Source organism: Bradyrhizobium sp. SZCCT0231 (assembly GCF_018130245.1).
Classification (GTDB): domain Bacteria; phylum Pseudomonadota; class Alphaproteobacteria; order Rhizobiales; family Xanthobacteraceae; genus Bradyrhizobium; species Bradyrhizobium japonicum_F.
Window position 1 is genome coordinate 1 of sequence record NZ_JAFCKP010000023.1, and the last position, 24,704, is coordinate 24,704.

Genomic DNA, 24,704 nt, shown 5'->3' on the forward strand with positions numbered 1-24,704 from the left:
GACTGCATCGAGCACGGCGCTACGATATTGCCCTATTCAAGGACGCCTATTCCCCTTGACCAAGGGTAGGAGGTCCTACGCGTTCTCTACTCGACTCTCGCGGAAGCGCCTTCCATCGACTGCTTGCTTCCAGGGAACTCGCGCCTTCAAATGTGATTTTTAGATCGTTATCTTGCTTGACAGTTTTGTGTCCTAGGTGGAGCATTCGCGGCGGTCGCAAACAAGCGACGCGCAATGTCCACTTCATGAGCAAGGGGAGGTCTATGACGCCACCTCCGCAAATCCAGCCGCTAAGTGCGATGGAGCTCGTTCGGACTATCGCATAGCGGCAGAAACCGCGAACGGCACGCCGGGTCAAGGTTTAGCGGGCTGCATCAGTGAGGCAAAGCCCCTACCTTCCCGGCGCTGTAATTTGCATCACATCGATCGTGTCGGATGGCCGTGGCGAGGGCTGCCGCAACGAGCCGGTTTGACATTCTGCTGTTCCCATTCTCCTCGCCGTCGTTCCGCAATGGCGCGAGAAGTCTTTGGCACATCACAGCACTTCGGTGATGCCGCGGCTCCTGATCCTGCATTGCGGCAAATGCCAAGAGAATGTCGCCTCAAAGGCCAACTTCCGACACAGGGCCGGGGCGAATAGCGGCAATCCGACATGACGCATCTGCTTCGGCGGTGACGCTCCCGACGCCGCCGGTGCATGCATTTTTTCCAGGGAATCCTCGTGTCGCATAAGCTTGCCCCGGCATTCCTCGCCGCTCTCTTCCTCGCGATCTCCTCTCTCTCCGGGGCCCATGCCGCGCCGCCTCCAGCCGCGGCAAACAACGCTGCCTCGCTGTCGCCTGACGAGGCGAAGCGCGCGCTGGACACCCTTCAGGACGACAAGAAGCGCGCGCAGATGATCGATACGCTCCGCGCGATCGCCAACGCGTCCGGTCCGCAGCAACCTGCGCCCGAGCCGAAATCGCCGATCCCGCTCTCGGCCGACGGCCTCGGTGCGCAGCTCTTGCTCACGGTGTCGGAGGAGATCGGCGAGATCTCGGGCGAGATCGCCGCCATGGCGCGGACACTCACGCACTTTCCGGCGTTCTATTACTGGATCATGCGGACCGCGAACGATCCCGCGGCCTACAACCTCCTGATCGAGATCGCCTGGAAGCTGGGGCTGGTGCTCGGGTGCGCCCTTGCAGCCGAGGGGGTGATCTTTCGCCTGATCCGCCGTCCGGTCGCGTTCCTGGAAGGACGCGTGCCGCAAACCGCGCACCTGCCAGCACAGGTGCTGCCCACAGGCGACCCGCCGTCATCGGTGGCCGATGTCACTCCCGCACCGGAGTTGAACAAGCGCCGTCACAGCCTTGCGCGGGTCTGGCAGGTCCTGTCGCGGCTGCCCTTCGTGCTCGGACGCCTCGTGCTCGAGCTGCTCCCGGTGGTCGTCTTCGTCGGCCTCGCCACGGCGCTGCTCGGGACGACGATCGGCGAGCCCACGACCGTCCGTCTCGTGATCCTCGCCGTCGTCAACGCCTATGCGTTCTCGCGCGGGCTCATCTGCATGGTCCGGGCGCTGGCGGGGCCGTTCGGCCTGTTCCCGGTGCGCGCGGAGACCGCCGCCTATATCGAGATCTGGGCGCGCCGCATCGTCGGCGTCGGCGTCTCCGGCATCGCCTTTGCCAACGTAGCACTGCTGCTCGGGCTGCACCGCGCCGGCTATGCGGCGCTGCTCCGCATGGTGATGCTGGTCGTGCACCTCTTCATCGTCGTCATCATCCTGCAATGCCGCCGCCAGGTGGCCGATGCCATCCGCGCGCCGGCCGAGCGACAGGGGATTGCGGCCCGTTTGCGTAACCGCATCGCCGGCGGCTGGCATTATCTTGCCATCGCGCTCGACCTTGCGCTGTGGGCGGTGTGGGCCCTCAACATCCGCAACGGCTATTCGCTGCTGCTGCAATATTTCGTCGGCACCATCGCGGTGGCGCTGGTCACGCGTGTCGTCATCATGGTGACGCTGAGCCTGATCGACCGTGGCTTCCGCATCAAGCCGGAGATCCTCCAGCGCTTTCCCGGCCTCGAGACCCGCGCCAACCGCTATCTGCCGCTCTTGCGCAGGATCGTATCCAGCGCGATCGCCTTCATCGGTTTCGTGGCCGTGCTCGAAGTCTGGGGCGTCGACGCGATCGTCTGGTTCTATGGCGGCCAGATCGGCAGCCGACTGATCTCGGCCATGGTGACGATCGGCCTCGCCGTGTTCATCGCTGCCGCGATCTGGGAAGCCAGCAATGCGCTGCTGGATCGCCAGATCAATACGCTGTCCCGGGACGGCCATTATGCCCGTGCCGCGCGTCTGCGCACGTTCCAGCCGATGCTGCGCACGGCGCTGCTCTGCCTGATCGCAACCGTCGTCGGCCTCACCGCGCTGAGCGAGATCGGCGTCAATGTCGCGCCGCTGCTCGCCGGCGCCGGCATCGTCGGCATCGCGATCGGCTTCGGCTCGCAAAAGCTGGTGCAGGACCTCATCACCGGCCTGTTCCTGCTGCTGGAGAACACGGTCCAGGTCGGCGACAATGTCAGCGTGTCAGGGCTCTCCGGCGTCGTCGAGAACGTCTCGATCCGCACCATCCGCCTGCGCGCAGGTGACGGCGCCGTGCACATCGTGCCGTTCAGCGCAGTCACGACCATCACCAATGCCAGCCGCGGCGCCGGCAACGCCTCGGTCAGCGTCAACGTCGCCTACAAGGAAGACACCGACCGCGCCGGCCAGATCCTCAAGGACATCGTCGAGGAGATGCGACGCGAACCGGAATTCCGCGCCCTGATCCGCGGCGACCTCGAGCTGTGGGGCGTCGACAAGGTGGACGGTGCAATGGTATCGATCGTCGGCCAGATCCGCTGCACCGAGGCCGGGCGATGGCCGGTCCAGCGCGAATTCAACCGGCGCATGAAGCTGCGCTTCCAGCAGCACGGCATCGAGGTCGCATCCGCCACCCAGACCATCTTGATGCAGATCGCGCCACCGGCGGATGGCGCCGCCAATCTGACGCCGCGGCGGGTGGCTGGATAGGCAGTCCCAAAATTCCCGGCCTGCCTCTGGCGACCCGGCAGCGTTCACGCTGCCTTCAGGCTCGCGAACATGGCCACTTTTCAGAACGCCAGGACCTTCAGAACGCCATGACCGCGAAACGGTGGCCGGCCGTGAAGGCGGCCGACATCAAGCCGGAATGGCGCCGTTAACCTTTTTCGCGCGCAACTGCCATCGTTCGCGAAACCTCGCTGCGGTGCGAGATCACAATCGGTGCCTCGGTCTCTCCGTCCTTGATCTGGATGGAGCGCTGGCCGACAATGCCTGCGGTTCAATTAAAACTCCTTGGGGGAATGCGTGAATAGACCTGCCCGGGTCGTTGCCCAGCCGACATCGTCCGATCAATCGCATGGCATGACGTTGCTGCGCGACCCCTTGCTCAACAAGGGCACTGCCTTCACGGAAGCGGAGCGCGCCACGCTCGGCCTGCGCGGCCTGTTGCCGCCCTGCGTGCTGACGATGGAGACGCAAGCTCAGCGCGTTCTCACCAATCTGCGCGGGCTGCCGACGGACCTCGAAAAATATGTCGCGCTGAACGCGCTGCATGACCGCAACGAAGCGTTGTTCTTCCGCGTCGTCGTCGACAATATCGACGAGATCCAGCCGATCATCTACACGCCGACGGTCGGGCTCGCCTGCCAGAAATACGGCCTGATCTTCCAGCGGCCGCGCGGCATGTTCATCTCCTCGCACGATCGCGGCCAGATCGCGGAGCTTCTGAAGAACTGGCCTTATCCGGCCAAGCTGATCGTCGTCACCGATGGCGAGCGCATTTTGGGACTTGGCGACCTCGGTGCCAACGGCATGGGTATCCCTGTCGGCAAGCTCTCGCTCTATTCGGCCTGTGCCGGCGTGCATCCGGAAGCGTGCCTGCCGATCGTGCTCGATGTCGGCACCAATAACGAAGAGCTGTTGAACGACCCCTATTATCTCGGCCTGCGCGAGCGGCGGCTGACCGGGGAGGCCTATGACAGCTTCGTCGACGAATTCATGCAAGCCGCGCGAAAAACCTTCCCGGGCGTGCTGATCCAGTTCGAGGATTTCGCCAACCATTCGGCGTTCAGGCTGCTGCACAAGTACCGGGATGAAGCCTGCGTCTTCAACGACGACATCCAGGGCACTGCGGCCGTGGCGCTCGCCGGCCTGTTCTCAGGCTTGCGTATCTCCGGCGGCAAGCTCAGGGACCAGCGCATCCTGTTCCTCGGCGCGGGCGAGGCGGCGACCGGCATCGCCGATCTCGTGGTCTCCGCCATGATGGCGGAAGGGGCTTCCGAGGCGGACGCGCTCCGGCGCAACTGGCTGGTGGATTCCCGCGGTCTGGTCGTCAGCGGCCGCGACGGCCTGTCCGGTCACAAGCTGCGCTATGCCCACACCGGCCAGGCGCCGATCGCCGATTTCCTCACAGCGATCAAGACGCTGAAGCCGACGGCGATCATCGGCGTCGCTGCGGTCGGCGGCGCCTTCACGCCCGAAGTGCTCAAGACGATGGCCGAGCTCAATCAGCAGCCGATCGTGTTCGCGCTCTCCAATCCGACCTCGAAGGCCGAGTGCTCGGCGGAGGACGCCTATCGCTATACCGAGGGCCGCGCGCTGTTCGCCTGCGGCAGCCCGTACGATCCGGTCACGCTCAGCGGCCGCACTTTCGTGCCGCGCCAGGGCAACAACTCCTACATCTTCCCCGGCGTCGGTCTCGGCGTCATCGCCAGCGGCTCGCGCCTGGTGACCGATGAGATGTTCATGGCGGCGGCCCACACGCTCGCCGACTGCGTCGGCAAGGAGGATCTCGCGCAGGGCAGCCTCTACCCGGCACTGCCGCGCATCCGCGAGGTCTCGGTCCGCATCGCGGCGGCCGTTGCTGACGTCGCCTACCAACGCGGGCTCGCGGACGGACCCGCGCCCAACGACGTGAAGGCCCTGGTCCAATCCCAGATGTACGAGCCGCACTACTGAGCTACCAGGCCGACGGTTGATCTGGTCAGGCGCTCCCCAAGTTCTGGTGGAGCGCCTGATTTTCGTTGCCCCCGCGCTGGTTAGGGGGCCATCTGTCCCGATTCGGAACACGCCACACTGTGGTGGAATCGTCACAGCCGATGCGAAACGGCAGCGGCCCCAGAGCCGCTTTTGTTCCGACAAGGTTCTGCCCTCATTGCCCACCGAAAATCCGCCCCGTTCGGAGGGGCGTACCATGTCTCGCATTGCACGTGCCGAAACTGCCCGGATTTCCCTCGCAACCTCGTGCCGGCTGCTGCTCGCCGTCGTCTTCGCAGCATCGCTCGCCGCCTGCGCGCAATCGCCGGTCGGGCGCCAGAGGGCCGATCTCGCCGGTACCAGCCGGCAGGCCGCGGTGGAGCGCCCGCACAGGGTGGCGGCGCTGCATCCACGCCCGATCAGCCGGGCGCGCGCCCCGGACCGTGACGCAAAGCGGACGGCTTCGCACGGCGTCGCCAGCTTCTATTCGGATACGGAAACCGCGAGCGGCGAGAAGTTCGACAAGAACGAGTTGACGGCGGCACATCCCACCCTGCCGTTCGGCACCAAGCTGCGCGTCACCGATACCTCCTCCGGCCGCTTCGTCACCGTCAGGGTCAACGATCGCGGGCCCTTTGTTCGCGGGCGCGTGGTCGATATCTCGCCTTCCGCGGCCGAGGCGCTCGGCATGGTCGACAAGGGCATCACCAATGTCAGGCTCGAGGTCGTGCGATAGGGCGCGACCAGTCGCGCCGATGCGGTGCGCTTAACCGGCTGTTAGCGGCTTCTCAAGCACCATGGCTGCCCACACAATTCCGGGCTTTCGGGGGAGGCGGCGCTTGAACACGATCCAGTATCTCGAAGATCAGGCCGCGCGCGCCGAGCGGCTCGCCAAACGGATCACGGATACGCTGACGATCGAGAAGCTCCTGACCTTCGCGGGCGAACGCCGCCGCGAGATCGAGGTCATCGCCGGCAAGCACCGCCGCGCATAGCTCTGGCGAACCTGCAAGCGCATCCGCCCTTGCTTCCCTGTCTGCGCAATTGAAACAACGCCCGCTCAGCTGTGGCTCTCGACGAAGTCGCTGAGATAATCGGGGAGCTCTATGCCGTAGATGTCGCAGCGCGCCTTTATCTCACCGACGACGTCGGTCGAGATGTCCTTCATCCAGTGCTCAAGCGTGTTGAATGAGATCACCTTGATGGGATCGTTGAAGCAGCCGGCGACAAGCTCGCCGATGGTGGCTTCAAGATCGCTGCGCTCGATAGGGATTTCGGTCGCCTCGTCGCGGCGATCGATCACCACGAAGAGGGTCTGGTCTGCGCCGTAGGGCACGACGGGAGATGATACGCCAGCTTCAAGCATGTGAGGCGCTCGCGTCTTTGCTTCCGATCCCTGATAACGGGAAGCACCGGAAGAATGTTCCTGCGCGCGATCGTGAAGCGCCGTCAGAGGAATTCACGTAAGCGCGAGAGCTCGATGACGTGTTCGGGCGAGAGGACTTCCGTGACCAGCGGCGGCTGCGCCGCCGTGCGAATCTCGTAGAGGTGCCGGGTTGCCGCCGGCTTCTCCATGAACGCCGAGATGCACTCGTCGAGCGTGCCCTCGCTCACCTGATAGGACTCTCTGTCCGGCCTTCGCTGGTTAGCAAGCGACGGCCATTTATGCAGCACCGCGAGCGCGCCGAAATCGACCTTTGAATCCCCGACCAACTCCCCCATCGCTTGCCTCACGCAAAAGACGGCCCCAGCACACAAATCCGCGTGCCGGGGCCTACACACCTCTCGCTGCATCTCAATGCCACGGCCACTCAACGCGGCAGCCGGGAATTGGTTCCCGGCTGCCTTGTCCCTGGTCAGCTCGCGGCCGCCGCGATCCTGTGCCCCGGGCTGGCGTGGCCTTGGCTGCTCTCGTCGCCGCGGCTGATTTCCGGCGGCAGTCCGGCGAAGCGCCGCAAGGCTCCGGCCATCTGCACCCGGCCCGACACGCCCGTGATCACCACGTCGACCATGGTGAAGGAGGAGTGGAAATGGCCGCGCGCCCTGAGCTGCTCGACCGGGACGCCTGCGGCCTGCATCGCTTCGGCATAGGCGATGCCTTCGTCGCGCAGCGGATCGAACTCGCAGGTGACGACGAAGGCCGGCGGCAACCTTTCGACCTTGCCGCGCAGCGGCGAGACGCGCGGATCGGTGCGGTCCGCCGGTGAGCAGTAGAGGTCCCAGAACCAGTACATCAGCGAGCGCGTCAGGAAATAGGCGGTCCCATTTTCGTTGTAGGAGGGCCGATCGAAGCTGCAGTCGGTGACCGGGCAGACCAGGAGCTGGCCGGCGATGTCAGGCCCGCCGCGGTCGCGCGCGAGCTGGCAGGTGACGGCGGCGATGTTGCCGCCGGCGCTCCAGCCTGCAACCAGCACCGGGCCCGGTTTGCCGCCGAGCTCGGCGGCGTGCTCGGCGATCCAGCGCGTGGCCGCATAGCCGTCTTCCGCCGCGGTCGGGAAGCGATGCTCCGGCGCGTGGCGATAGCCGACGCTGACGAACATCATGCCGGTCCGCCGCACCATGTCGCGGCAGAACGGTTCGTCCGACTGCTCGTCGCCGAGCACCCAGCCGCCGCCGTGGAAGTAGACCACGACCGGATGTGGTCCCGGCGTTGCCGGCTTGAAGACACGGTAGGGCAGCGGCCCGTCGGCGCCGGGCAGGATGCCGTCGACGATCTCGCCGATCGGCCGTCCTGCCGGCCGGCTCTTGTTGAACTCGTTGACGAAGGCGCGCGCGCCTTCCGCGCCCATCGACTCGATCGGCGGCAGGTTGAGCGAGGCGAGCAGGTTCAGCACCAGCCGCACGTCGGGCTGCAGGCGCACCACCTCGCCGTCATTGCACTGCGCGGCGCCATCAGGGCCGGTGAGCCTGAAGCCGAGCATGCCGCGGCTGACCACCTCGTCGCAGATGCTGCGATAAGGGCCGACGCCGCCGGTATAGGGCATCAGGCCCTGCACCTTGCCGGGCACGTTGGCGCCCGTGTACCAGGTGTTGGCGAGCCGGTGCAGCGTCAGCATCGAGCAGTCGGCCATGTGCCTGTTCCAGCCGGCCTGCGCGGTCTCGGTCGGCTCCATCGTGGTGAAGCCGGCATCGCGCAATGCGGCAAGGCGGTCCACCACCCAGTCGACATGCTGCTCGATCGACACCGCCATGTTCGACAGCACCGACGGGCTGCCGGGCCCGGTGACCATGAAGAAGTTCGGAAAGCCTTCCACCGTGAGGCCGAGATAGGTCTGCGGTCCCTGCGCCCAGACGTCGGAGAGCGACTTGCCGCCGCGACCGGTGATCGGATGCACGGCACGGATTGCACCGGTCATGGCGTCGAAGCCGGTTGCGAACACGATGACGTCGAGGTCGAAGCTGCGGCCGTTCGTGGAGATGCCGCTCGCCGTGATTGCCTTGATCGGCTCCTGCCGCAGATTGACCAGCGTGACGTTCGGCCGGTTGTAGGTGGCGTAATAGTTGGTGTCGAGACAGGGACGCTTGGCGCCGAAGGGATGGTCATGCGGCGTGAGTGCCGCGGCGGTCTCGGGATCCCTGACGGCGGCGCGGATCTTCTCGCGGATCAGGTCCTGGACGATCTTGTTGCCGTCGACATCGACGGCCTGGTCGGCCCACAACTGCGTCAGGATGTGGACGAGGTCGCCCGCCGCCCAGGCACGTTCGAACCGCTCGCGGCGCTCGGCATCGCTCAATTGCCAGCTCACGACCGTCTGCTGCGGATAGGGCACCCCGGCCATCGACTGCCGCGCCTGCTCGCGATAGGCGGCGCGGTCGCCCTGCAGCAGACTCATGCGGTCCGACGGCGCCGGGCCGTTATGCGCCGGCAGCGCGAAATTCGGCGTGCGCTGGAACACGGTCAGATGCGCGGCTTGCTCGGCGATCAGCGGGATCGACTGGATCGCCGACGAGCCCGTGCCGATCACGGCGACGCGTTTTCCCGCAAGGTTGACGCCGTCATGCGGCCAGCGCCCGGTGAAATAGACCTCGCCCTCGAAGTCCTTGACGCCGTCGATCTCCGGCGGCTTGGGTGCGGAGAGGCAACCGGTGGCCATGATGTAATGGCGGCAGGAGACCGGCGCGCCATTGTCGGTGGTGATGAGCCAGCGCTCCGACGCTTCGTCCCATCTGGCTTCGGCGACGTTGGTCTTGAAGCGGATGTCGCGCCTGAGATCATAGCGGTCGGCGACGAAGCCGAGGTAGCGCAGGATCTCGGGTTGGGTCGCGTATTTCTCCGACCATGTCCACGCCGCCTCGAGCTCCGGATCGAACGTATAGCTATAGTCGATGGTCTGGATGTCGCAGCGCGCGCCCGGATAGCGGTTCCAGTACCAGGTGCCGCCGACATCGCCGGCCTCCTCGAGGCCGACCGCTGAGAAGCCGGCCTTGCGCAGGCGATGGAGAAGATAGAGGCCGGAAAATCCGGCGCCGACGACGGCGACATCGACCTGCTGAGCGGTTCCGCGCTCATCGGAGGCACGTGTGGCAACCATTGCGTCAGACATGGCATTTCCTCCCGTGTGTTTTGTTTTGCCGGCAGGCTATCGCCGCAGGTTCAGCTTGTCATTACAGCAAGTGCAATCCCCGGTGGTCGTTTGCGGCGGCATCGTGACCGCGCGAATGTTGCGGCACCACACGCACCGCGATGCACAATGGCCGTGATAGCCCGGGGTAATCAGACCGCATCCTTCTGTGTATGCTTGCGCCTACAAGCCACGCGTAGCCTGGGCGTCATGACAGAGTTGAGTGAGCGCACCAAAGCGAACATGGACGTCGTCCTCGAGGAGACGTGCCGGCAACTGCCGCATGGCGGCGATCACGACAGCCGCAGGTTCATCGCCGAGCGCCTGATCGAGGCGGCGCAGTCCGGCCACTCCACCCTCGGCGAGCTCGGCATCATCGCTCGCCGCGCGCTGGCGGAGCTGAAGGGCAAAGGCGGTTAGGCACGGGCGCGAGGCTTGCTTCGCTGACGGCTCTGGACATAACCTGCCGGGACCCTCCATCGAGACCCTTCGAAGATGCGGTGCTTGCTTGCACTTGTTGCGGCTTCCGCAGTCCTGTGTGGCGCACGATCGGCCGTGGCTCAGCCGGTCGGACAATTTCCATTCGCGTTGACGCGCGAGGGACAGATGCTCGGCGCCGTGGAAGGCGAGGTGGCGTCCTTCAAGGGACTGCCCTACGCGGCGCCGCCGGTCGGCGCGCTGCGCTGGCACCCGCCGCAGCCGACGACCGAAAGTTCGGAGATGCGCACCGCCTACGACTACGGTGCGCCGTGCCTTCAGCCGGCGCTGCCGCAGGCGAGCGAGGATTGCCTGACGCTGAACGTGTTCCGTCCTTTCGGGGTCGACGGCCCATTGCCGGTGATGGTGTTCATCCATGGCGGCGCCTTCGTCTCGGGCACTGCGAACGATCCGCTGTTCGATGGCACCAAGCTGGCGCAGGCGGGCCTCATCGCGGTCACCGTGAACTATCGCCTCGGCGCGCTCGGCTGGCTCATGCACCCCGCGCTTGCGGGCGGCGGCGCCGGAAATTTCGGCCTGATGGACCAGATCGCGGCGCTGAATTGGGTGCACGACAATATCGCGGCCTTCGGCGGCGATCCGAGCAACGTCACTTTGTTCGGCAGCGATGCAGGCGCGACATCGATCGCGGTGCTGATGCTGTCCGCGCAAGCGCGCGATCTCTTCCAGAAGGCCATTCTGCAATCGGTGCCCGGCCGCGCGCGCCTGCGTTCAGCGCAAGAGGCGGAGGCGGTGGGCCGGCAGTTCGTGGCCGCGCTTGGACCGAAGACAGATTTGCGCGCAACCGAGCCGCGACGCCTGCTTGCCGCCGAAAGCCATCTGCTGGAGAAATCGCGACGCGGCTTCGCGCCGACGATGGATGGACGCCTGGTGACCGAGGACCTTGCCTCGGGCTTTGCGGCCGGACATCAAAGCCGCATTCCCTTGATCATCGGCTCGAACGACGACGAGACGGGCTTGGAGAATGAGTCCGATATCAAGGAGGAGCTTGCATCGTCCGGCATTGCCAGCGACGAACTGCGCCAGCTTTATCCCGATCTCGCCAGACCTTCGGATCTCGCGGCAAGGTTCTACACCGACAAGATCTTCTCGGAGCCGGTGCGACTGCTGGCCCGCCTGCACGCGGCAAGCGGCGCACCGACCTTTCGCTACCGCTTCGCCTACGTGCCGGAGGCCAGGCGCGCGAATCCGGACGTCGGCCACGGGCGGGAGCTGCAGTTCATCTTCGGTGCGGAAGGCGTGCCCGGTGCAGGCATCTTGTCGCGCCGCGATCGCGCGGTCGCGAGCCGCATGCGCGCCTACTGGATCAATTTCGCCAGGAGCGGCGATCCCAATGGTCCCGACCTGCCACGCTGGGACGCGGCGGGCGGCGATCGCCTGCTGCTGATCACGAACGATCGCATCGCGAGCGGAGAGGATCCCCTCGCGGAGCGTCTCGATCGGCTCGCAGGTGAGGGCAGGAAATGAGTTGGATCTAAGCCGCGAGCTCGACGCGCGGCGCCGGGCTCAGCCGGTCTTCCTCCAGATAGTCTATCGCACCGTCCTTCTCGACGGCATAGAACTGCTGGCCTTCCCTGGACTTGAAGGCGGCGCGGACGACACCGCGGCGGCCCTTGTCACTGTTGACGACGTCCCCCAGCGCAAACTTCCTCATCTCACGTCTCACTTGTCTTCAGGCCGACTGCTTCGGCCACACCGGGGATTCTGGGCGGCAAATCGTTAACGACTTGCTAACCATACGGCTTTGCCTATGCTCACCGCAGCTCGTGCGGACAGCTCGCACGCGCCTGTTGTCAACGAGACCAGCCTCATGACGCGATTTCCGACCCTCTTCCTGTCGCATGGCGGCGGCCCCTGGCCCTTCATGGAGGACAGGCGGGTGCAATATGCCAAGACCGCCGAGGCGTTCGGCCGTCTGCCGCAGCTTCTGCCCGAGAGGCCGAAGGCCGTGCTCGTCATCACCGGCCATTGGGAGGCCGACGCCTTCACCGTGTCGACCTCGTCGCATCCGCCGATGGTCTACGATTATTACGGTTTCCCCGAGCATACCTATCACCTCAAATATCCGGCGCCGGGCAGGCCCGAGCTCGCCGCGCAGGTGAAGGCGCTGCTCACGCATGCCGGCCTCGATTGCCGCGAAGATCCCAACCATGGCTTTGACCACGGCACCTTCGTGCCGCTCGGCCTGATGTATCCGAACGCCGACATGCCGATCGTGCTGCTCTCGTTGAAGTCGAGCTATGACGCGGCCGAACACATCAAGGTCGGGGAGGCGATCGCACCCTTGCGCGACGACGGCATTCTGATCGTCGGCAGCGGGCTGACCTATCACAACATGCGCGGCTTCAACCGGCCGGAGTCCAAGCCCGTCTCATACGACTTCGAGGCCTATCTGAACGAGGCGATCAGCAGCCCGGATGCGGCGCGGCGCAATGCCATGCTGGTCGACTGGGAGAACGCGCCCAGCGCGCGCCTGGCGCATCCGCGCGAGGACCATCTGCTGCCGCTGATGGTGGCGGCCGGTGCTGCGGGCAAGGATGTCGGACGCCGCGTCTTCGTCGACGAGGTCGCGAATGTTGCGATGGCGTCGTATGTGTTTGGGTGATCTTCGCCTCTCCCCGCACGCGGGGAGAAGCGAAGAAAGCCTCACCCGTATCGCAGCTTCATCACCAGGATGCCGCCGGCGAGCAGCATGGTGACGGCGTTCGAGGCGATCAGGGGGCCATCGCCCGAGAGCAGGCCGTAGATGAGCCAGAGCGCCAGGCCCAGCACCATCACCAGGAACATGCCGAGCGAGATGTCGCCGGTGGAGCGGGTCTTCCATACCTTGATGGCCTGCGGCGCGTAGGCGACGGTGGTGCAGGTGGCGGCGGCAAAGCCGATCAGCTTGATCATTAGCGGGTCCATGCGCGCTCTGTAGCACGGATTCGGGCCATGCCTGGAGCTTCGTTCCGATTTCATCGGAACGAAGCTCCCATTCTTGTTTTGACGCGTTTTCTTGACGCCAACCGGTGCCCACTTCGCTCGAAAACGCTACGCCCCGCGGGCCGCGATGAGGCTGCGATAGAGCGCGGCATAATCGCCGGCGCGGTTGCGCCAGGAGACGTCGGTCGCAAGGCCGCTGCGTTGCAGCCGGCGCCAGGTCAGCTTGTCGTGGAAGGCGAGGTTGGCCTTGCGCAGCGTGCCGGCGAGGGCATCCGCCGTCACGGGGCCGAACTTGAATCCGGTGGCATCGTGGCCGGACGTGTCGGTCTCGCCGATGTCGACGATGGTGTCTTCGAGGCCGCCGACGCGGGAGACGATCGGCACGGCGCCATAGCGCAGCGCGCAGAGCTGGGTCAGGCCGCACGGCTCGAACCGCGAGGGCACGATCAGCGCGTCCGAGCCGGCCTGGATCAGATGTGCCAGAATCTCGTCATAACCGATCACGACGCCGATCCGGCCGGGATTGGCGCGGGCCGCGGCCTGATAGCGATCCTGCAGATCGCGCTCGCCGCTGCCGAGCAGTGCGAGCTGCATGCCTTCATGCAGGATGGTCGGAATGGCCTCGAGCAGGAGATCGAGCCCCTTCTGCCACGACAGCCGGCTGATGACGCCGAGCAGCGGTGCTTCGTCGGAGGAATCGAGGTTGAACTGCTGCTGCAGCACCGCCTTGTTCGCGGCGCGGAACGTCAGGTCCTCGGCGCCGAAGCGGTAGGCGATGTGCGGATCTTCCTGCGGATTCCACACCGATATGTCGATGCCGTTGAGAATCCCGCTCAGCACGCCCGAACGTTCACGAAGCAGGCCGCCGAGCCCCATGCCGCCTTCGTCGCTCTGGATTTCCTTCGCGTAGGTCGGCGATACCGTGGTGATGCGATCGGCGAATCGCAGGCCGGCCTTCAAGAAGCTGATGCCGCCGAAATATTCCAGCGCCTGGACGTTGAACGAGTCCCAGGGCAGGCCGATCGATCCGATCAACTCGGGGGCGAACTTGCCCTGATAGGCCATGTTGTGAATGGTCATCACGGTGCCGGGCCGCCGGCGGTTGTCGTAGTGCAGATAAGCCGGCGCGAGCCCCGCCTGCCAATCGTGGGCGTGCACGATGTCGGGCACGAAGGCCGGCACGAGGCCGTGGCCGATATCCGCGGCCACGCGCGACAGCGCGGCAAAGCGCACGCCGTTGTCCGGCCAGTCGATGCCCTCGGCGGTGACATAGGGGTTGCCCGGCCGCGCATAGAGATGCGGCACGTCCAGCACGAACAGATCGAGCCCGTCATACGAGCCCGCCAGCAGCCGCCCGGGACCGCCGAAATACTCAGGCCAGCGCCGGAGCTCCTCCGCGCCCGACACCAGGCGCATCACGTCGGGATAGCCGGGCATCAAGGTGCGCATCTCGACGCCATGCGCCTTCAGCGCAGCCGGCAGCGCACCGGCGACATCCGCAAGGCCGCCGGTCTTGACGAGGGGATAGACTTCAGAAGCGACTGCGAGGACGCGAACAGGCGTCATGTATTGAGCCTGTCGATCATCGGCTGGGTGATCAGCGAGATGCCCTGCTCGGTGGTGCGGAAGCGCTTCCCGTCGAACTCGGGATCCTCGCCGACGACGAGCCCCTCGGGAATCTCGACGCCGCGGTCGATCACGACGTTCCTCAGGTGAGCGCCGCGGCCGACATTCACATAGGGCATGATCACGGCGTTCTCGACATTGGCGTAGGAGTTGATGCGCACACCGGTGAACAGCAGCGAGCGGCGCAGCGAGGCGCCGGAGATGATGCAGCCGCCCGAGACCAGCGAGCTCACCGCCTGACCGCGCCGGCTCTCCTCGTCGTGGACGAATTTCGCCGGCGGCGTGATCTCCGCGTAGGACCAGATCGGCCAGGCGCGGTCGAACAGGTCGAGCTCGGGCACCACGTCGGTGAGGTCGATATTGGCGGCCCAATAGGCGTCGACCGTGCCGACGTCGCGCCAATAGGCGCGGGTGTCGCTGCCGGAGCGGACGCAGGAGGTCGAGTACTGGTGCGCCATCGCGCGGCCGTTCTTGACGATGTAGGGGATGATGTCCCTGCCGAAATCGTGGTTCGAGTTCGGGTCTTCCGCGTCGCGCTTGAGCTGGTCGAACAGGAATTTCGCGTCGAACACGTAGATGCCCATGCTGGCGAGCGAGACGTCCGGCTTGCCCGGCATCGGCGGCGGATCTTTCGGTTTCTCCAGGAATTGCTGGATCCAGCCGTTCTCGTCGATATGCATGATGCCGAAGCCCGAGGATTCCGTCCGCGGCATCTCGAGGCAGCCGACGGTGACGTCGGCGCCGCTCTCGACGTGCTGGCGCAGCATCACCTCGTAGTCCATTTTGTAGATGTGGTCGCCGGCCAGCACCACGATGAAGCGGCAGGCGTGGGATTCGATGATGTCGATGTTCTGATACACCGCGTCGGCCGTGCCGACATACCACATGGTCTCGGAGACCCGCTGGCTGGCGGGGAGGATGTCAAAACTCTCGTTGCGTTCGGGACGGAAGAAATTCCAGCCCATCTGGAGATGCCGGATCAGGCTATGCGCCTTGTATTGGGTTGCGACCGCGATGCGGCGGATGCCCGAGTTCACCGCGTTCGACAGCGCGAAATCGATGATGCGGGACTTGCCGCCGAAATAGACTGCCGGCTTGGCGCGCCGGTCGGTCAGCTCCAGCAGGCGGCTGCCGCGTCCTCCGGCCAGGACGAACGCCAGCGCCTGACGGGCAAGCGGCTCGGGTCTCGCGGCACTCATGTCATCCTCCCACAACCCTGGCGCTCGCGAGAAGCCTCCCGGCCGCGCACATTGGAACCGATAGTAACGGCACGAATAGTAAATCGTGAAGGTGGTTGTTGGTTGCGAATGCACCGGAAGCTTAATGCTTTGCCGGGTGTTCGGGCCTCAGGCGCCGTCGCACGGGTGTCACAGGCGGCGAAGTCGTCAATCCTCGCCGGGCACCGGTTGATCGAACGGAGGCATGCGTCTTGTGCGGTGCACGCAAATTCCAGGCTTTGAAATTCCAGGCTTTGAGATTCCAGGCTTTGACTTGGCGCAAGGATGCCCGATCATGACGCTGCGATCCTTTTCCAAGCGAAAGGTCAGACAGGGAGTACGACGATGAGGATCTGGAAGACGGCAATTGCCTGTTCGCTGGCGGGCGCGGTCATGGCGGGCCAAATCGGGCAGGCCACGGCGGGCCCGATGCCGACGAACGTCGCGGCGATGAAGGCTGCGGCCGGCGACAACGTCGCGCAGGTGCATTGGCGCGGCGGTGGATGGGGCTGGGGCCTTGGTGGTCTCGCGGCCGGTGCGATCATAGGCGGCGCCATCGCGGCCGGCGCCCCTTACGGCTACGGCTATTACGGCGGACCGTACTATGGCGGCTATGGATATCCGGGCTACGGCTACGGTTACGCCCCGGCCTATTACGGCTATGGCTACGGGCCGGCCTATGCCTATCCGCGATACTATCGGCCCTATCGGCCGTATTACAGCTATGGCTATTACCGGCCGTACCGCGTCTATCACCGGCACTATTACCGCAGATATTGGTGAGACCGCGCGGCTAGAACGAGAGCCACACGATCAGGCTCATGCATGCAACATGCATGAGCACGATCGCGGCGAGATGCAATGGGCCGGGCTGAAGGCGAAGCCTGTGCATTCGGCCGCCTCCGCCTAATTCGATCCCGCGGCTGCAGCCGTGAAGCTGCGGTCGACGGCTTTGCTGACGTCGAGCTTCTTCGGCAGGATGCCGTAGCGCGTCGAGCGGTCGGAGGCTTCCTGCACCTCCTTGACCAATTTCTCGTCGATCACGATCGGGCTGGTGCGCTGCGCGGTGTAGGCCGACAGCAGCACGTCTTCCGGCAACTTGGTCAGCTCGGCCGTGTTCTTGGCATATTCCGGAAGGTGATCCAGCGACCACAGCCGCGCCTTGTTCAAGCGCTGCACGAGGTCCTGCACCGCCGCGCGCTTGGTGGCAATGGCGTTGTCGGAGGCGACGATGAAGGTGACGGTCGGCGTCAGCCCTTCGCCGTTGGCGATCACACGGGCCTTGTCTTTCAACGTCGCGAACGAGACATAGGGCTCCCACACCGCCCAGGCGTCGATTGAGCCTGCGACGAGCGCGATCTTGGCATCGACCGGGCCGAGCGGCGCGAAAGTCGCATCCTCCAGCTTGATCTCTGCCTTCTCCAGCGTCGCGTCGATCAGGAATTGGCCCCAGCCGCCGCGCGTGCCGGCAAGACGCTTGCCCTTGAGGTCCGCGGCCGACTTGATCGGCGAATCCTGGCGCACCAGGATCGCTTGCGTCTTCGCGTCCGAACGCGTGCCGCCGATCGCCTTGATCGGCGCGCCCGCTGCATAGACCGAGAGGAACGAGAGATCGCCGGTGTAGCCGACGTCGAGCGCACCGGCGTTGAGCGCTTCCAGGATCGGCGCCGCCGCGGGGAATTCCGACCACTCGATCTTGTAGGGCAGGTCCTTCGCATAGCCGGAGATCTCGAGCAGCGATCGGTTGCCGCCCTTCTGGTCACCGACGCGCAGCACGACGGTGTCGGCGGCGAGCGATGCAGCCGCCGTCGACAAGGTGATGGCGGCGGCCAGCAGCGAGGCCGCAAGCCGGCGGGTGATGGAATGGTCTTGGGAGTTGATGCTCATTGGATCCGTCTTGTTGCTTGGCTCACGATGCGTAAGCGAATGATGCAGCGGGACGACCAAGTCTATGAGCGCGCAATGCGCAGTCAATGAAATGGCCAACCGTATTGCGTGCGCGATCGGCAAGGACGTTTCAACAAAGCGAGGCTTTCGAGAACGCGCGGCTTGCGCAGCGGAAAGATGCGTACGGATGAAGCAAGCGAGAGAGTCGCGATCCGCTTTGCATGACGACGCGACAGCGAAAATCCTTTCATCGTTCCCGCACGCGCCGATGGAGAGAATGACTTCGCTTCGCGTCACATTCGAAATTCCATTTCATTGACGATGCGGTTCGCACGCCGCATGATTTGCGCATCGCATCAACGCGGCGCGGGAAGCGCCGACGAAGAATATTCTCTCAACGCATCTCCGTACGGAACATGCGCAACGCAATGCGCTGCGCGAACGGCGGAGCTGTGCCAACTCAGGAGCGGGGCTGATGGACAAAGATAACAAACGCGGAGGATCGAGCCTTGACCGGCGTCATTTGCTCCAGGCGGGGTTGGCTGCGGCGTTCGCCGCGCCGCTTGGCGCCTTTGGTGCAGCGCAGGCCTTCGCACCGCGCGACATCGTGCCTGGCGTTGACCTCTCGGAGTTTCCGCTCTGCCGCACGGCCTCGGACGCCCCCGCGCTCACCGGCGCGCCGCGCAAGCTGAAACTGTCGTGGAACGCCGGAGCGGTGTGCCTCGCGCCGGTGCCCGTTGCCATCGAGCACGGTTTCTTCCAGAAGCACAATCTGGACGTCGAGCTCGTCAATTATTCCGGCTCGACCGACCAGCTGCTCGAAGCGATCGCGACGGGCAAGAGCGACGCCGGCCTCGGCATGGCGCTGCGCTGGCTGAAGCCGCTGGAACAGGGCTTTGACGTCAAGATCGCCGCCGGCACCCATGGCGGCTGCATGCGCGTGCTGTCGCGCACCGATTCCGGCGTCTCGAAGCTTGCCGACCTCAAGGGCAAGATCGTTGCGGTCGGCGATCTCGCCGGTCCCGACAAGAACTTCTTCTCGATCCAGCTCGCCAAGCTCGGCATCGATCCGGTGAAAGACGTCGACTGGCGCGCCTATCCCGGCAACCTGCTCAACGTTGCCGTCGAGAAGGGCGAGGTGCAGGCGTTCCTGTCGTCCGATCCGCTCGCCTATCTCTGGCTGAAGGACACCCAGTACAAGGAGGTCGCCTCCAACCTCGACGGTGAGTACCGCGAAAAGAGCTGCTGCATCCTCGGCCTGCGCGGCAGCCTGGTGCGCGAGGAGCCGCAGGTCGCGCGTGCCATCACCCAGGCGCTGCTCGATGCCGCGATGTTCACCGCGCAGAACTCTGCGGTCGCGGCAAAATCGTTCCAGCCCTATGCGCCCAAGGCGGCGACGCTCGCCGATATCGAGGGCATGGTGCGCTACCACACCCACCATCATCATCCTGTCGGCGAGATCTTGAAGCGCGAGCTCAAGGCCTATGCCGACGATCTCAAGAGCGTGCAGGTCTTCAAGCAGAGCACCGACACCGCCAAATTCGCGGAGCGCATCTATGTCGACGTATTCGCTGTCTGACGGCCTCGCCTCCGGCGCGCCGCGCGCCTCGCGCGCGCCGCTGCTGGCGACGTGGCTCCGGGAATCCGGTGTCGGCGTTCTCGCCAGCTTCGCCTGGATCGCCTTCGGCCTGTCCTGCCTGTGGTGGCAGGATGTCGGCGACTGGTCGCGCACGCATTCGCTCGGCATCGCGGCCTTCGTCATTGCCGCGATTGCGCTGTTCGGTACCGTCGGTGCCGACTATCTGGGATCGGCGGGACAGGCGTTGCACAAGCGTGCACCCTGGCTGGTCGCGCTCGGCGCGTTCCTGACGGTGTGGGAGGTCGCGACCGCAAAATTCGCCTGGCTGCCGCTGCCGTTCTTTCCGCCGCCGCAGGCGATCATCGAGGTCTATACCGACGATCTGCCGAAGCTGCTCGACAGCGTCTTCGCCTCGATCAAGCTCCAGCTCGGCGGCTATCTGATCGGCGCCACGATCGGTTTCCTGACCGGCGTCTCGATCGGCTGGTCGCGCGCGGTCGGCTATTGGGTGCATCCGGTGCTGCGCTTCATCGGCCCGCTGCCGGCGACAGCCTGGCTGCCGATCGCGTTCTTCACCTTCCCGTCGAGTTGGAGTGCCTCGACCTTCCTGATCGCGCTGGCGACGGGCTTTCCCGTGACGGTGCTGACCTGGTCGGGCGTCGCGAGCGTCAGCAACGCCTATTACGACGTCGCGCGCACGCTGGGCGCCAAGCCGTCGTTCCTGGTGCTGAAGGTCGCGATCCCCGCGGCGCTGCCGCACGTCTTCGTTGGCCTGTTCATGGGGCTCGGCTCGTCCTTTGCCGTGCTCGTCGTCGCCGAGATGATCGGCGTCAAGGCGGGACTCGGCTGGTACCTGCAATGGGCGCAGGGCTGGGCCGCCTACGCCAACATGTATGCGGCGCTGATCGTGATGTCGCTGCTCTGCTCCGGCGCGATCACGCTGCTGTTTGCGATCCGCGATCGCCTCTTGGTCTGGCAGAAGGGGACCGTCAAATGGTAGCCACAGCTCCTGCCGAAGCGGTCACGCATCCGGCCGCGGGCGCCGAGCTCGACATCGAGCAGGTCAGCCACGCCTTCGACATCGACGGCATCGAGCTGCCGGTGCTCAGCGACGTCAGCATCTCGGTCGAGCCCGGCGAGTTCGTCGCGCTGCTCGGCCCGTCCGGCTGCGGCAAGTCGACCTTGCTGCGGCTGGTCGCCGGACTCGACAAGCCCAAGGCGGGGAGACTGCGGGAGGACGAGGCGCGCATCAGAAGCCCGCATCCCTCGCGCGTCGTCGTGTTCCAGGATCCGACCCTGTTTCCCTGGCGGTCGGTCTGGGACAACGTCGCCCTGGGCCTCGAGGCCCAGGGCATTCTCAGGAGCCAGCGCCATCGCGTCGATGACGCGCTCGATCTCGTCGGGCTGTCCTCGTTCCGCAATGCCTATCCGCATCAGCTCTCCGGCGGCATGGCGCAGCGCGTCGCGCTCGCACGTGCGCTGGTCAACGATCCCAAGATCCTTATTCTCGACGAGCCGCTGGGAAAGCTGGACTCGCTGACCCGCATCACCATGCAGGCCGAGCTCGTCTCGTTGTGGCAGCGCAAGGGATTTACCACGCTGCTGGTGACGCATGATGCGGAGGAAGCGCTGGTGCTTGCCAACCGCGTCATCGTGTTCAGCGATCGTCCCGCGCGCGTGAAGGCCGACATCCGCGTCGACCGGCCCTATCCGCGCCACCGCGGCGATCCGTATCTGGCTGATCTGCGTCGCCAGATCCTTGGCCTGTTGGGACTGGACGCCACATGGTGACTTCCGCAGCCAAGGGCCGCACGGCTCACAACGAGCCGGACTATATCGCCCGCGCAGAGACGCTTGCGACAGGCTTTGCCGCGCGCGCGGCCGAGCACGACCGCACCGGCAGCTTTCCGTTCGAGAATTTTCGTGAGCTGTCCGCGGCGGGCCTGTTGTCGCTGACGGTGCCGGCGGCCCATGGCGGCGCCGGTGCCGGCGCCCGATACGCCGCGCGCGTCCTCGGCATCCTCGGCAAGGCCGATCCGTCCACCGCGCTGGTGCTGTCGATGCATTACATCAACCATCTCGTCATGGCGCGCAGCCCGACCTGGCCGGCGCGGCTGTCGCGTAAGCTCGCGCGCGAGAGCGTCGAAGGCCTTGCGCTCATCAACGCGCTGCGCGTCGAACCCGAACTCGGATCGCCGGCGCGCGGCGGACTGCCGGCGACGATCGCGCGGCGCACCGAGACCGGCTGGCGCCTCTCCGGCCACAAGATCTACTCGACGGGATCGCCGCTCCTGAAATGGTACCTGGTCTGGGCGCAGACCGACGAGGCCGAGCCGCGCGTCGGTCAGTTCCTGGTGCCGGCAGGCCTGCCGGGCACGCGCATCGTCGAGACCTGGGACCATCATGGCCTGCGCGCCAGCGGCAGCCATGACGTCATCTTCGACGATGTCGTGATCCCGCTCGATGCCGAGATCGACGTACGCAAGCCGGCTGACTGGCGCACGCTCGACGTCACGCAGGCGACTGCTCACACCGTGTTCGTCGCCGCGATCTATGACGGCGTCGCGCGTGCCGCGCGCGACTGGCTGATCACGTTCCTGAAGCAGCGCGTGCCCGCCAGCCTCGGTGCGCCGCTCGCGACCTTGTCGCGCGCACAGGAGATCCTGGGTGCGATCGAGGCGCGGCTTGCGGTCAATGCGCGGCTGATCGCGTCCTTTGCCGGCGACTTCGACGACGGCATCCAGCTCTCCGCGGGCGAGTCCAACGCGATCAAGCTGACCGTGACCAACAACGCTGTGGCCGTGGTCGAGGACGCGCTGTCGCTGTCCGGCAATCACGGCCTGTCCCGCACCAACCCGCTGGAGCGGCACTATCGCGACGTGCTGTGCGGGCGCGTGCACACGCCGCAGGACGATTCCACCCGCATCGGCCTCGGCCGCGTCGCACTCGGGCCCTAGAGGTCAATAAGGAGACGATCATGTCGATCGAGTTCATCGGCTTCATCAGCAACAACAATTCGTCAGAGACCATCGTCCGCGAGGGGCCGGTGCTCAACCCGGCCCACATCGAGACGGTGGCGAAGGCGCATGAGAATGCCGGCTTCGACCGGGCGCTGCTGGCGTTCCATTCGACGTCGCCGGATGCGCTCCAGGTCGCCCAGCACGTGCTCAACACGACCAGCCGCCTCAACGTGCTGATCGCGCAGCGGCCCGGCTTCACCGCGCCGACGCTGCTGGCGCGGCAGTTCGCGGTGCTCGACCAGTTCTCCCGCGGTCGCGTTGCCCTCCATGTCATCACCGGCGGCAATGCCACCGAGCTCCGGCAGGACGGCAATACGCTCGACGACAAGGACGAGCGCTATGACCGCACCTCCGAGTTCCTCGATGTGCTCAAGCTGGAATGGACCAGCGACAAGCCGTTCAGCTACAAGGGCAGGTACTACCAGGTCGAGAATGCCTTCTCGCAGGTGAAGCCGTATCGTCCCGAAGGCATCCGGATCTATTTCGGCGGCGCCTCGGATGCGGCGATCGATGTCGCCGGCAAGCACGCCGACACCTTTGCGCTGTGGGGCGAATCCTACGCCCAGGTGCGTGACATCACCTCCCGCGTCCACAACGCCGCGGTCCGGCATGGGCGGCCAACGCCGCGCTTCAGTCTCTCGGTGCGGCCGATCATCGCCCCGACTGAAAAGCAGGCCTGGGAGAAGGCCGAGGAGATCCTGGCGCGCGCCACCGCGCTGCAGGACAAGACCGGCTATCGCAAGCCCGCCGACGGTCATGCCACCGCCGGCGCGCGGCGCCTGCTCGCGCTCGCCGACCAGGGCAGCCGCATCGACAAGCGGCTCTGGACCGAGATCGCAAAGCTCACCGGCGCCAACAGCAATACCACGGCGCTGGTCGGCACGCCCGAGCAGGTCGCGGAAGTCTTCGGCGATTATTACGACCTCGGCATCAGCCATTTCCTGATCCGCGGCTTCGATCCGCTGATCGACGCCATCGAATATGGCCGTGAGCTGATCCCGTTGACGCGCGAGCTTGTCGCCAAGCGCCAAGCCGTTCGCGGCGAGGCCGCGGAATGATCCGCCTCATGTGGGGGTGTAGCCTCCTGGAGCACCCTCGTGTCCCGGATAAGGTGCAGCGTGCAACGCTGCGCCGCCGGGCCGGGACCCAGGCCGCACAGATTGCTCTCCGTTAGATGGGCCCCGGCTCAGCAGCGCACCGCTACTGGACGATGCGTCGCATCGCCAGGGAAGCGCTGCGCTGCGTCCGGGGCACGAGACCTCACGAACTCCTCAAGCATCCGTGAGACGAGAATGGCGTTTTCGTAACACGCGCATTTCTCGACGACTTCCTTCTGCGTTCCTCACTGCCGACAACAGCCGTATTGCTATTTGCACCGCACCTCTTGCGGCACGGTGCACTCCCGCAAAAATCAATCCGACGACCACATCGGGAGACCGGCCATGGGCCTGCAAGAAACAAAAATCGAATCGCTTCCCTTCGTCACCGCCGAACTCAACTATCTTGCGCCGATTTCGGGCAAGCCACGCACCTACGCCTTCGATCCGCCGCCGGGCGAGCCCAAGAGCACGTCGCTGCCGGAGCCGCATCAGGTGCCGATCTTCGATGCGCGGCTGATCGCGCAAAACGTCTCGCTCGATCGCGAAGGCTTTGCGCTGGTGCGTCATCCGACCCAGGTGAAGGATTTCTACAACGAGGAAGAGGTGCGGGCGGTCTATTATCCCGCCGTCGAGGCCTTTCTGCGTGCGACGCTGAAGGCCGACCGCGTCGTCATCTTCGATCACACCGTGCGCAAGCGCGTCGAAGGTGCGCCGGATATCCGTGACGGCGGCCCGCGCCAGCCGGCGACGCGCGTTCATGTCGACCAGACGGCGGTCTCCGGCGCCAACCGCGTGCGCGAACATCTGCCCGACGAGGCGGAGGAGCTGCTGAAGGGGCGCGTGCAGGTGATCAATCTGTGGCGGCCGATCCGCGGTCCCTTGCGCGATTCACCGCTCGCCATGGCCGACGGCACGACGGTGGCGCCCGAAGATCTCGTCGCCTCCGACCTGATCTATCCCAACCGTCGCGGCGAGACCTATTCGGTGACGTACAATCCGAACCACCGCTGGTTCTATTTCCCGGAGATGACGCCGGACGAGGCGCTGCTGCTGAAGTGCTACGATTCCGCAACGGACGGCCGCACCCGCTTCGGGCCGCATACCGCGTTCGTCGATCCGACCACGCCTGTAGACGCGGCGCCCCGCGAAAGCATCGAGGTCCGCACGCTGGTGTTCCACCGGCAGTAACAAACTGTGATGGCCCTGCCGGACATTTTCCGGCAGGGTTCCCGGAACTTGGGGGAACAAAACG

22 protein-coding genes are annotated in these 24,704 nt (G+C 65.5%); 14 read left to right on the forward strand and 8 right to left on the reverse strand.

Annotation, left to right across the window (positions count from 1 at the left end; translation table 11 throughout):
- Positions 1-721 precede the first annotated feature (721 nt).
- The 4 genes from JQ566_RS31450 to JQ566_RS31465 all read left to right on the forward strand — a co-directional run bounded on the left by JQ566_RS31450 (position 722) and on the right by JQ566_RS31465 (position 6,033).
- A complete protein-coding gene (locus JQ566_RS31450) occupies positions 722-3,052 on the forward strand; it encodes a mechanosensitive ion channel domain-containing protein (RefSeq protein ID WP_212379626.1) in 2,331 nt (776 codons plus the stop codon).
- A 315-nt stretch (positions 3,053-3,367) separates the two neighbouring features.
- The gene (locus JQ566_RS31455) at positions 3,368-5,020 is read left to right on the forward strand and encodes an NAD-dependent malic enzyme (RefSeq protein WP_349643370.1); all 1,653 of its coding nucleotides are present in this window, start codon (positions 3,368-3,370) and stop codon (positions 5,018-5,020) included.
- Positions 5,021-5,255: 235 nt separating this feature from the next.
- A complete protein-coding gene (locus tag JQ566_RS31460) occupies positions 5,256-5,774 on the forward strand; it encodes a septal ring lytic transglycosylase RlpA family protein (protein ID WP_212379629.1) in 519 nt (172 codons plus the stop codon).
- A gap of 103 nt (positions 5,775-5,877) precedes the next feature.
- Entirely contained in the window at positions 5,878-6,033 is a 156-nt protein-coding gene (locus JQ566_RS31465; protein ID WP_164934324.1) for a hypothetical protein, read from the forward strand.
- 65 nt (positions 6,034-6,098) lie between these two features.
- Here JQ566_RS31465 and JQ566_RS31470 read toward each other — a convergent pair whose 3' ends face one another.
- The 3 genes from JQ566_RS31470 to JQ566_RS31480 form a co-directional block, all read right to left on the reverse strand.
- On the reverse strand, positions 6,099-6,404 hold the full coding sequence (locus JQ566_RS31470) for a hypothetical protein (protein ID WP_212379631.1): 306 nt from the start codon (positions 6,402-6,404) through the stop codon (positions 6,099-6,101).
- An 83-nt stretch (positions 6,405-6,487) separates the two neighbouring features.
- The gene (locus JQ566_RS31475) at positions 6,488-6,760 is read right to left on the reverse strand and encodes a hypothetical protein (RefSeq protein ID WP_212379632.1); all 273 of its coding nucleotides are present in this window, start codon (positions 6,758-6,760) and stop codon (positions 6,488-6,490) included.
- Positions 6,761-6,894: 134 nt separating this feature from the next.
- The gene (locus JQ566_RS31480; RefSeq protein WP_212379634.1) at positions 6,895-9,582 is read right to left on the reverse strand and encodes a flavin-containing monooxygenase; all 2,688 of its coding nucleotides are present in this window, start codon (positions 9,580-9,582) and stop codon (positions 6,895-6,897) included.
- Positions 9,583-9,810: 228 nt separating this feature from the next.
- Between JQ566_RS31480 and JQ566_RS31485 the strand changes: the two genes are divergently transcribed.
- Both JQ566_RS31485 and JQ566_RS31490 read left to right on the forward strand, forming a co-directional pair.
- The gene (locus tag JQ566_RS31485) at positions 9,811-10,020 is read left to right on the forward strand and encodes a hypothetical protein (RefSeq protein WP_212379636.1); all 210 of its coding nucleotides are present in this window, start codon (positions 9,811-9,813) and stop codon (positions 10,018-10,020) included.
- 75 nt (positions 10,021-10,095) lie between these two features.
- Positions 10,096-11,565 (forward strand): carboxylesterase/lipase family protein, encoded by a 1,470-nt coding sequence (locus JQ566_RS31490; RefSeq protein ID WP_212379638.1) that lies wholly within the window; start codon positions 10,096-10,098, stop codon positions 11,563-11,565.
- Positions 11,566-11,572: 7 nt separating this feature from the next.
- On the opposite strand, the gene JQ566_RS31495 is transcribed toward JQ566_RS31490, so the two are convergent.
- On the reverse strand, positions 11,573-11,752 hold the full coding sequence (locus tag JQ566_RS31495) for a hypothetical protein (RefSeq protein ID WP_027572935.1): 180 nt from the start codon (positions 11,750-11,752) through the stop codon (positions 11,573-11,575).
- Between the two features lie 156 nt (positions 11,753-11,908).
- Between JQ566_RS31495 and JQ566_RS31500 the strand changes: the two genes are divergently transcribed.
- On the forward strand, positions 11,909-12,703 hold the full coding sequence (locus JQ566_RS31500; protein WP_212379640.1) for a DODA-type extradiol aromatic ring-opening family dioxygenase: 795 nt from the start codon (positions 11,909-11,911) through the stop codon (positions 12,701-12,703).
- Between the two features lie 41 nt (positions 12,704-12,744).
- Here JQ566_RS31500 and JQ566_RS31505 read toward each other — a convergent pair whose 3' ends face one another.
- The 3 genes from JQ566_RS31505 to glgC form a co-directional block, all read right to left on the reverse strand.
- Positions 12,745-13,005 (reverse strand): SemiSWEET transporter, encoded by a 261-nt coding sequence (locus tag JQ566_RS31505; RefSeq protein WP_025037992.1) that lies wholly within the window; start codon positions 13,003-13,005, stop codon positions 12,745-12,747.
- Between the two features lie 126 nt (positions 13,006-13,131).
- A complete protein-coding gene (gene glgA, locus JQ566_RS31510) occupies positions 13,132-14,589 on the reverse strand; it encodes a glycogen synthase GlgA (protein ID WP_212379642.1) in 1,458 nt (485 codons plus the stop codon).
- The gene (gene glgC, locus JQ566_RS31515; protein ID WP_212379644.1) at positions 14,586-15,848 is read right to left on the reverse strand and encodes a glucose-1-phosphate adenylyltransferase; all 1,263 of its coding nucleotides are present in this window, start codon (positions 15,846-15,848) and stop codon (positions 14,586-14,588) included. Before glgC ends, glgA begins: the two co-directional genes overlap by 4 nt.
- 363 nt (positions 15,849-16,211) lie before the next feature.
- On the opposite strand from glgC, the gene JQ566_RS31520 reads away from it, so the two are divergent.
- Positions 16,212-16,649, forward strand: coding sequence for a hypothetical protein (locus JQ566_RS31520; protein WP_212379646.1), 438 nt, complete (start codon positions 16,212-16,214; stop codon positions 16,647-16,649).
- A gap of 123 nt (positions 16,650-16,772) precedes the next feature.
- Here JQ566_RS31520 and JQ566_RS31525 read toward each other — a convergent pair whose 3' ends face one another.
- Positions 16,773-17,753: an ABC transporter substrate-binding protein gene (locus JQ566_RS31525; protein WP_212379648.1), complete on the reverse strand. Its 981-nt coding sequence runs from the start codon at positions 17,751-17,753 to the stop codon at positions 16,773-16,775.
- A 475-nt stretch (positions 17,754-18,228) separates the two neighbouring features.
- On the opposite strand from JQ566_RS31525, the gene JQ566_RS31530 reads away from it, so the two are divergent.
- From JQ566_RS31530 to JQ566_RS31555, 6 genes are all read left to right on the forward strand, one after another.
- A complete protein-coding gene (locus JQ566_RS31530; protein WP_212379650.1) occupies positions 18,229-19,332 on the forward strand; it encodes an ABC transporter substrate-binding protein in 1,104 nt (367 codons plus the stop codon).
- On the forward strand, positions 19,310-20,332 hold the full coding sequence (locus tag JQ566_RS31535; protein WP_212379652.1) for an ABC transporter permease: 1,023 nt from the start codon (positions 19,310-19,312) through the stop codon (positions 20,330-20,332). The genes JQ566_RS31530 and JQ566_RS31535 overlap by 23 nt, the downstream gene beginning before the upstream one ends.
- A complete protein-coding gene (locus JQ566_RS31540; RefSeq protein WP_212379654.1) occupies positions 20,326-21,123 on the forward strand; it encodes an ABC transporter ATP-binding protein in 798 nt (265 codons plus the stop codon). The genes JQ566_RS31535 and JQ566_RS31540 overlap by 7 nt, the downstream gene beginning before the upstream one ends.
- Positions 21,117-22,289: an acyl-CoA dehydrogenase family protein gene (locus JQ566_RS31545; RefSeq protein ID WP_212379656.1), complete on the forward strand. Its 1,173-nt coding sequence runs from the start codon at positions 21,117-21,119 to the stop codon at positions 22,287-22,289. The genes JQ566_RS31540 and JQ566_RS31545 overlap by 7 nt, the downstream gene beginning before the upstream one ends.
- Before the next feature lie 20 nt (positions 22,290-22,309).
- Positions 22,310-23,410, forward strand: a complete 1,101-nt coding sequence (locus tag JQ566_RS31550) for an LLM class flavin-dependent oxidoreductase (protein ID WP_212379658.1) — start codon at positions 22,310-22,312, stop codon at positions 23,408-23,410.
- A 384-nt stretch (positions 23,411-23,794) separates the two neighbouring features.
- A complete protein-coding gene (locus JQ566_RS31555; protein WP_212379659.1) occupies positions 23,795-24,640 on the forward strand; it encodes a CmcJ/NvfI family oxidoreductase in 846 nt (281 codons plus the stop codon).
- The last annotated feature ends 64 nt before the right edge of the window (positions 24,641-24,704 follow it).

Coding starts and splice junctions, on each gene's coding strand:
- JQ566_RS31460 (WP_212379629.1), top strand. CDS start 5,256: ATGTCTCGCATTGCACGTGCCGAAACTGCCCGGATTTCCCTCGCAACC.
- JQ566_RS31470 (WP_212379631.1), bottom strand. CDS start 6,404: ATGCTTGAAGCTGGCGTATCATCTCCCGTCGTGCCCTACGGCGCAGAC.
- JQ566_RS31475 (WP_212379632.1), bottom strand. CDS start 6,760: ATGGGGGAGTTGGTCGGGGATTCAAAGGTCGATTTCGGCGCGCTCGCG.
- JQ566_RS31480 (WP_212379634.1), bottom strand. CDS start 9,582: ATGTCTGACGCAATGGTTGCCACACGTGCCTCCGATGAGCGCGGAACC.
- JQ566_RS31485 (WP_212379636.1), top strand. CDS start 9,811: ATGACAGAGTTGAGTGAGCGCACCAAAGCGAACATGGACGTCGTCCTC.
- JQ566_RS31490 (WP_212379638.1), top strand. CDS start 10,096: ATGCGGTGCTTGCTTGCACTTGTTGCGGCTTCCGCAGTCCTGTGTGGC.
- JQ566_RS31495 (WP_027572935.1), bottom strand. CDS start 11,752: ATGAGGAAGTTTGCGCTGGGGGACGTCGTCAACAGTGACAAGGGCCGC.
- JQ566_RS31500 (WP_212379640.1), top strand. CDS start 11,909: ATGACGCGATTTCCGACCCTCTTCCTGTCGCATGGCGGCGGCCCCTGG.
- JQ566_RS31505 (WP_025037992.1), bottom strand. CDS start 13,005: ATGGACCCGCTAATGATCAAGCTGATCGGCTTTGCCGCCGCCACCTGC.
- glgA (WP_212379642.1), bottom strand. CDS start 14,589: ATGACGCCTGTTCGCGTCCTCGCAGTCGCTTCTGAAGTCTATCCCCTC.
- glgC (WP_212379644.1), bottom strand. CDS start 15,848: ATGAGTGCCGCGAGACCCGAGCCGCTTGCCCGTCAGGCGCTGGCGTTC.
- JQ566_RS31520 (WP_212379646.1), top strand. CDS start 16,212: ATGAGGATCTGGAAGACGGCAATTGCCTGTTCGCTGGCGGGCGCGGTC.
- JQ566_RS31525 (WP_212379648.1), bottom strand. CDS start 17,753: ATGAGCATCAACTCCCAAGACCATTCCATCACCCGCCGGCTTGCGGCC.
- JQ566_RS31530 (WP_212379650.1), top strand. CDS start 18,229: ATGGACAAAGATAACAAACGCGGAGGATCGAGCCTTGACCGGCGTCAT.
- JQ566_RS31535 (WP_212379652.1), top strand. CDS start 19,310: ATGTCGACGTATTCGCTGTCTGACGGCCTCGCCTCCGGCGCGCCGCGC.
- JQ566_RS31540 (WP_212379654.1), top strand. CDS start 20,326: ATGGTAGCCACAGCTCCTGCCGAAGCGGTCACGCATCCGGCCGCGGGC.
- JQ566_RS31545 (WP_212379656.1), top strand. CDS start 21,117: ATGGTGACTTCCGCAGCCAAGGGCCGCACGGCTCACAACGAGCCGGAC.
- JQ566_RS31550 (WP_212379658.1), top strand. CDS start 22,310: ATGTCGATCGAGTTCATCGGCTTCATCAGCAACAACAATTCGTCAGAG.
- JQ566_RS31555 (WP_212379659.1), top strand. CDS start 23,795: ATGGGCCTGCAAGAAACAAAAATCGAATCGCTTCCCTTCGTCACCGCC.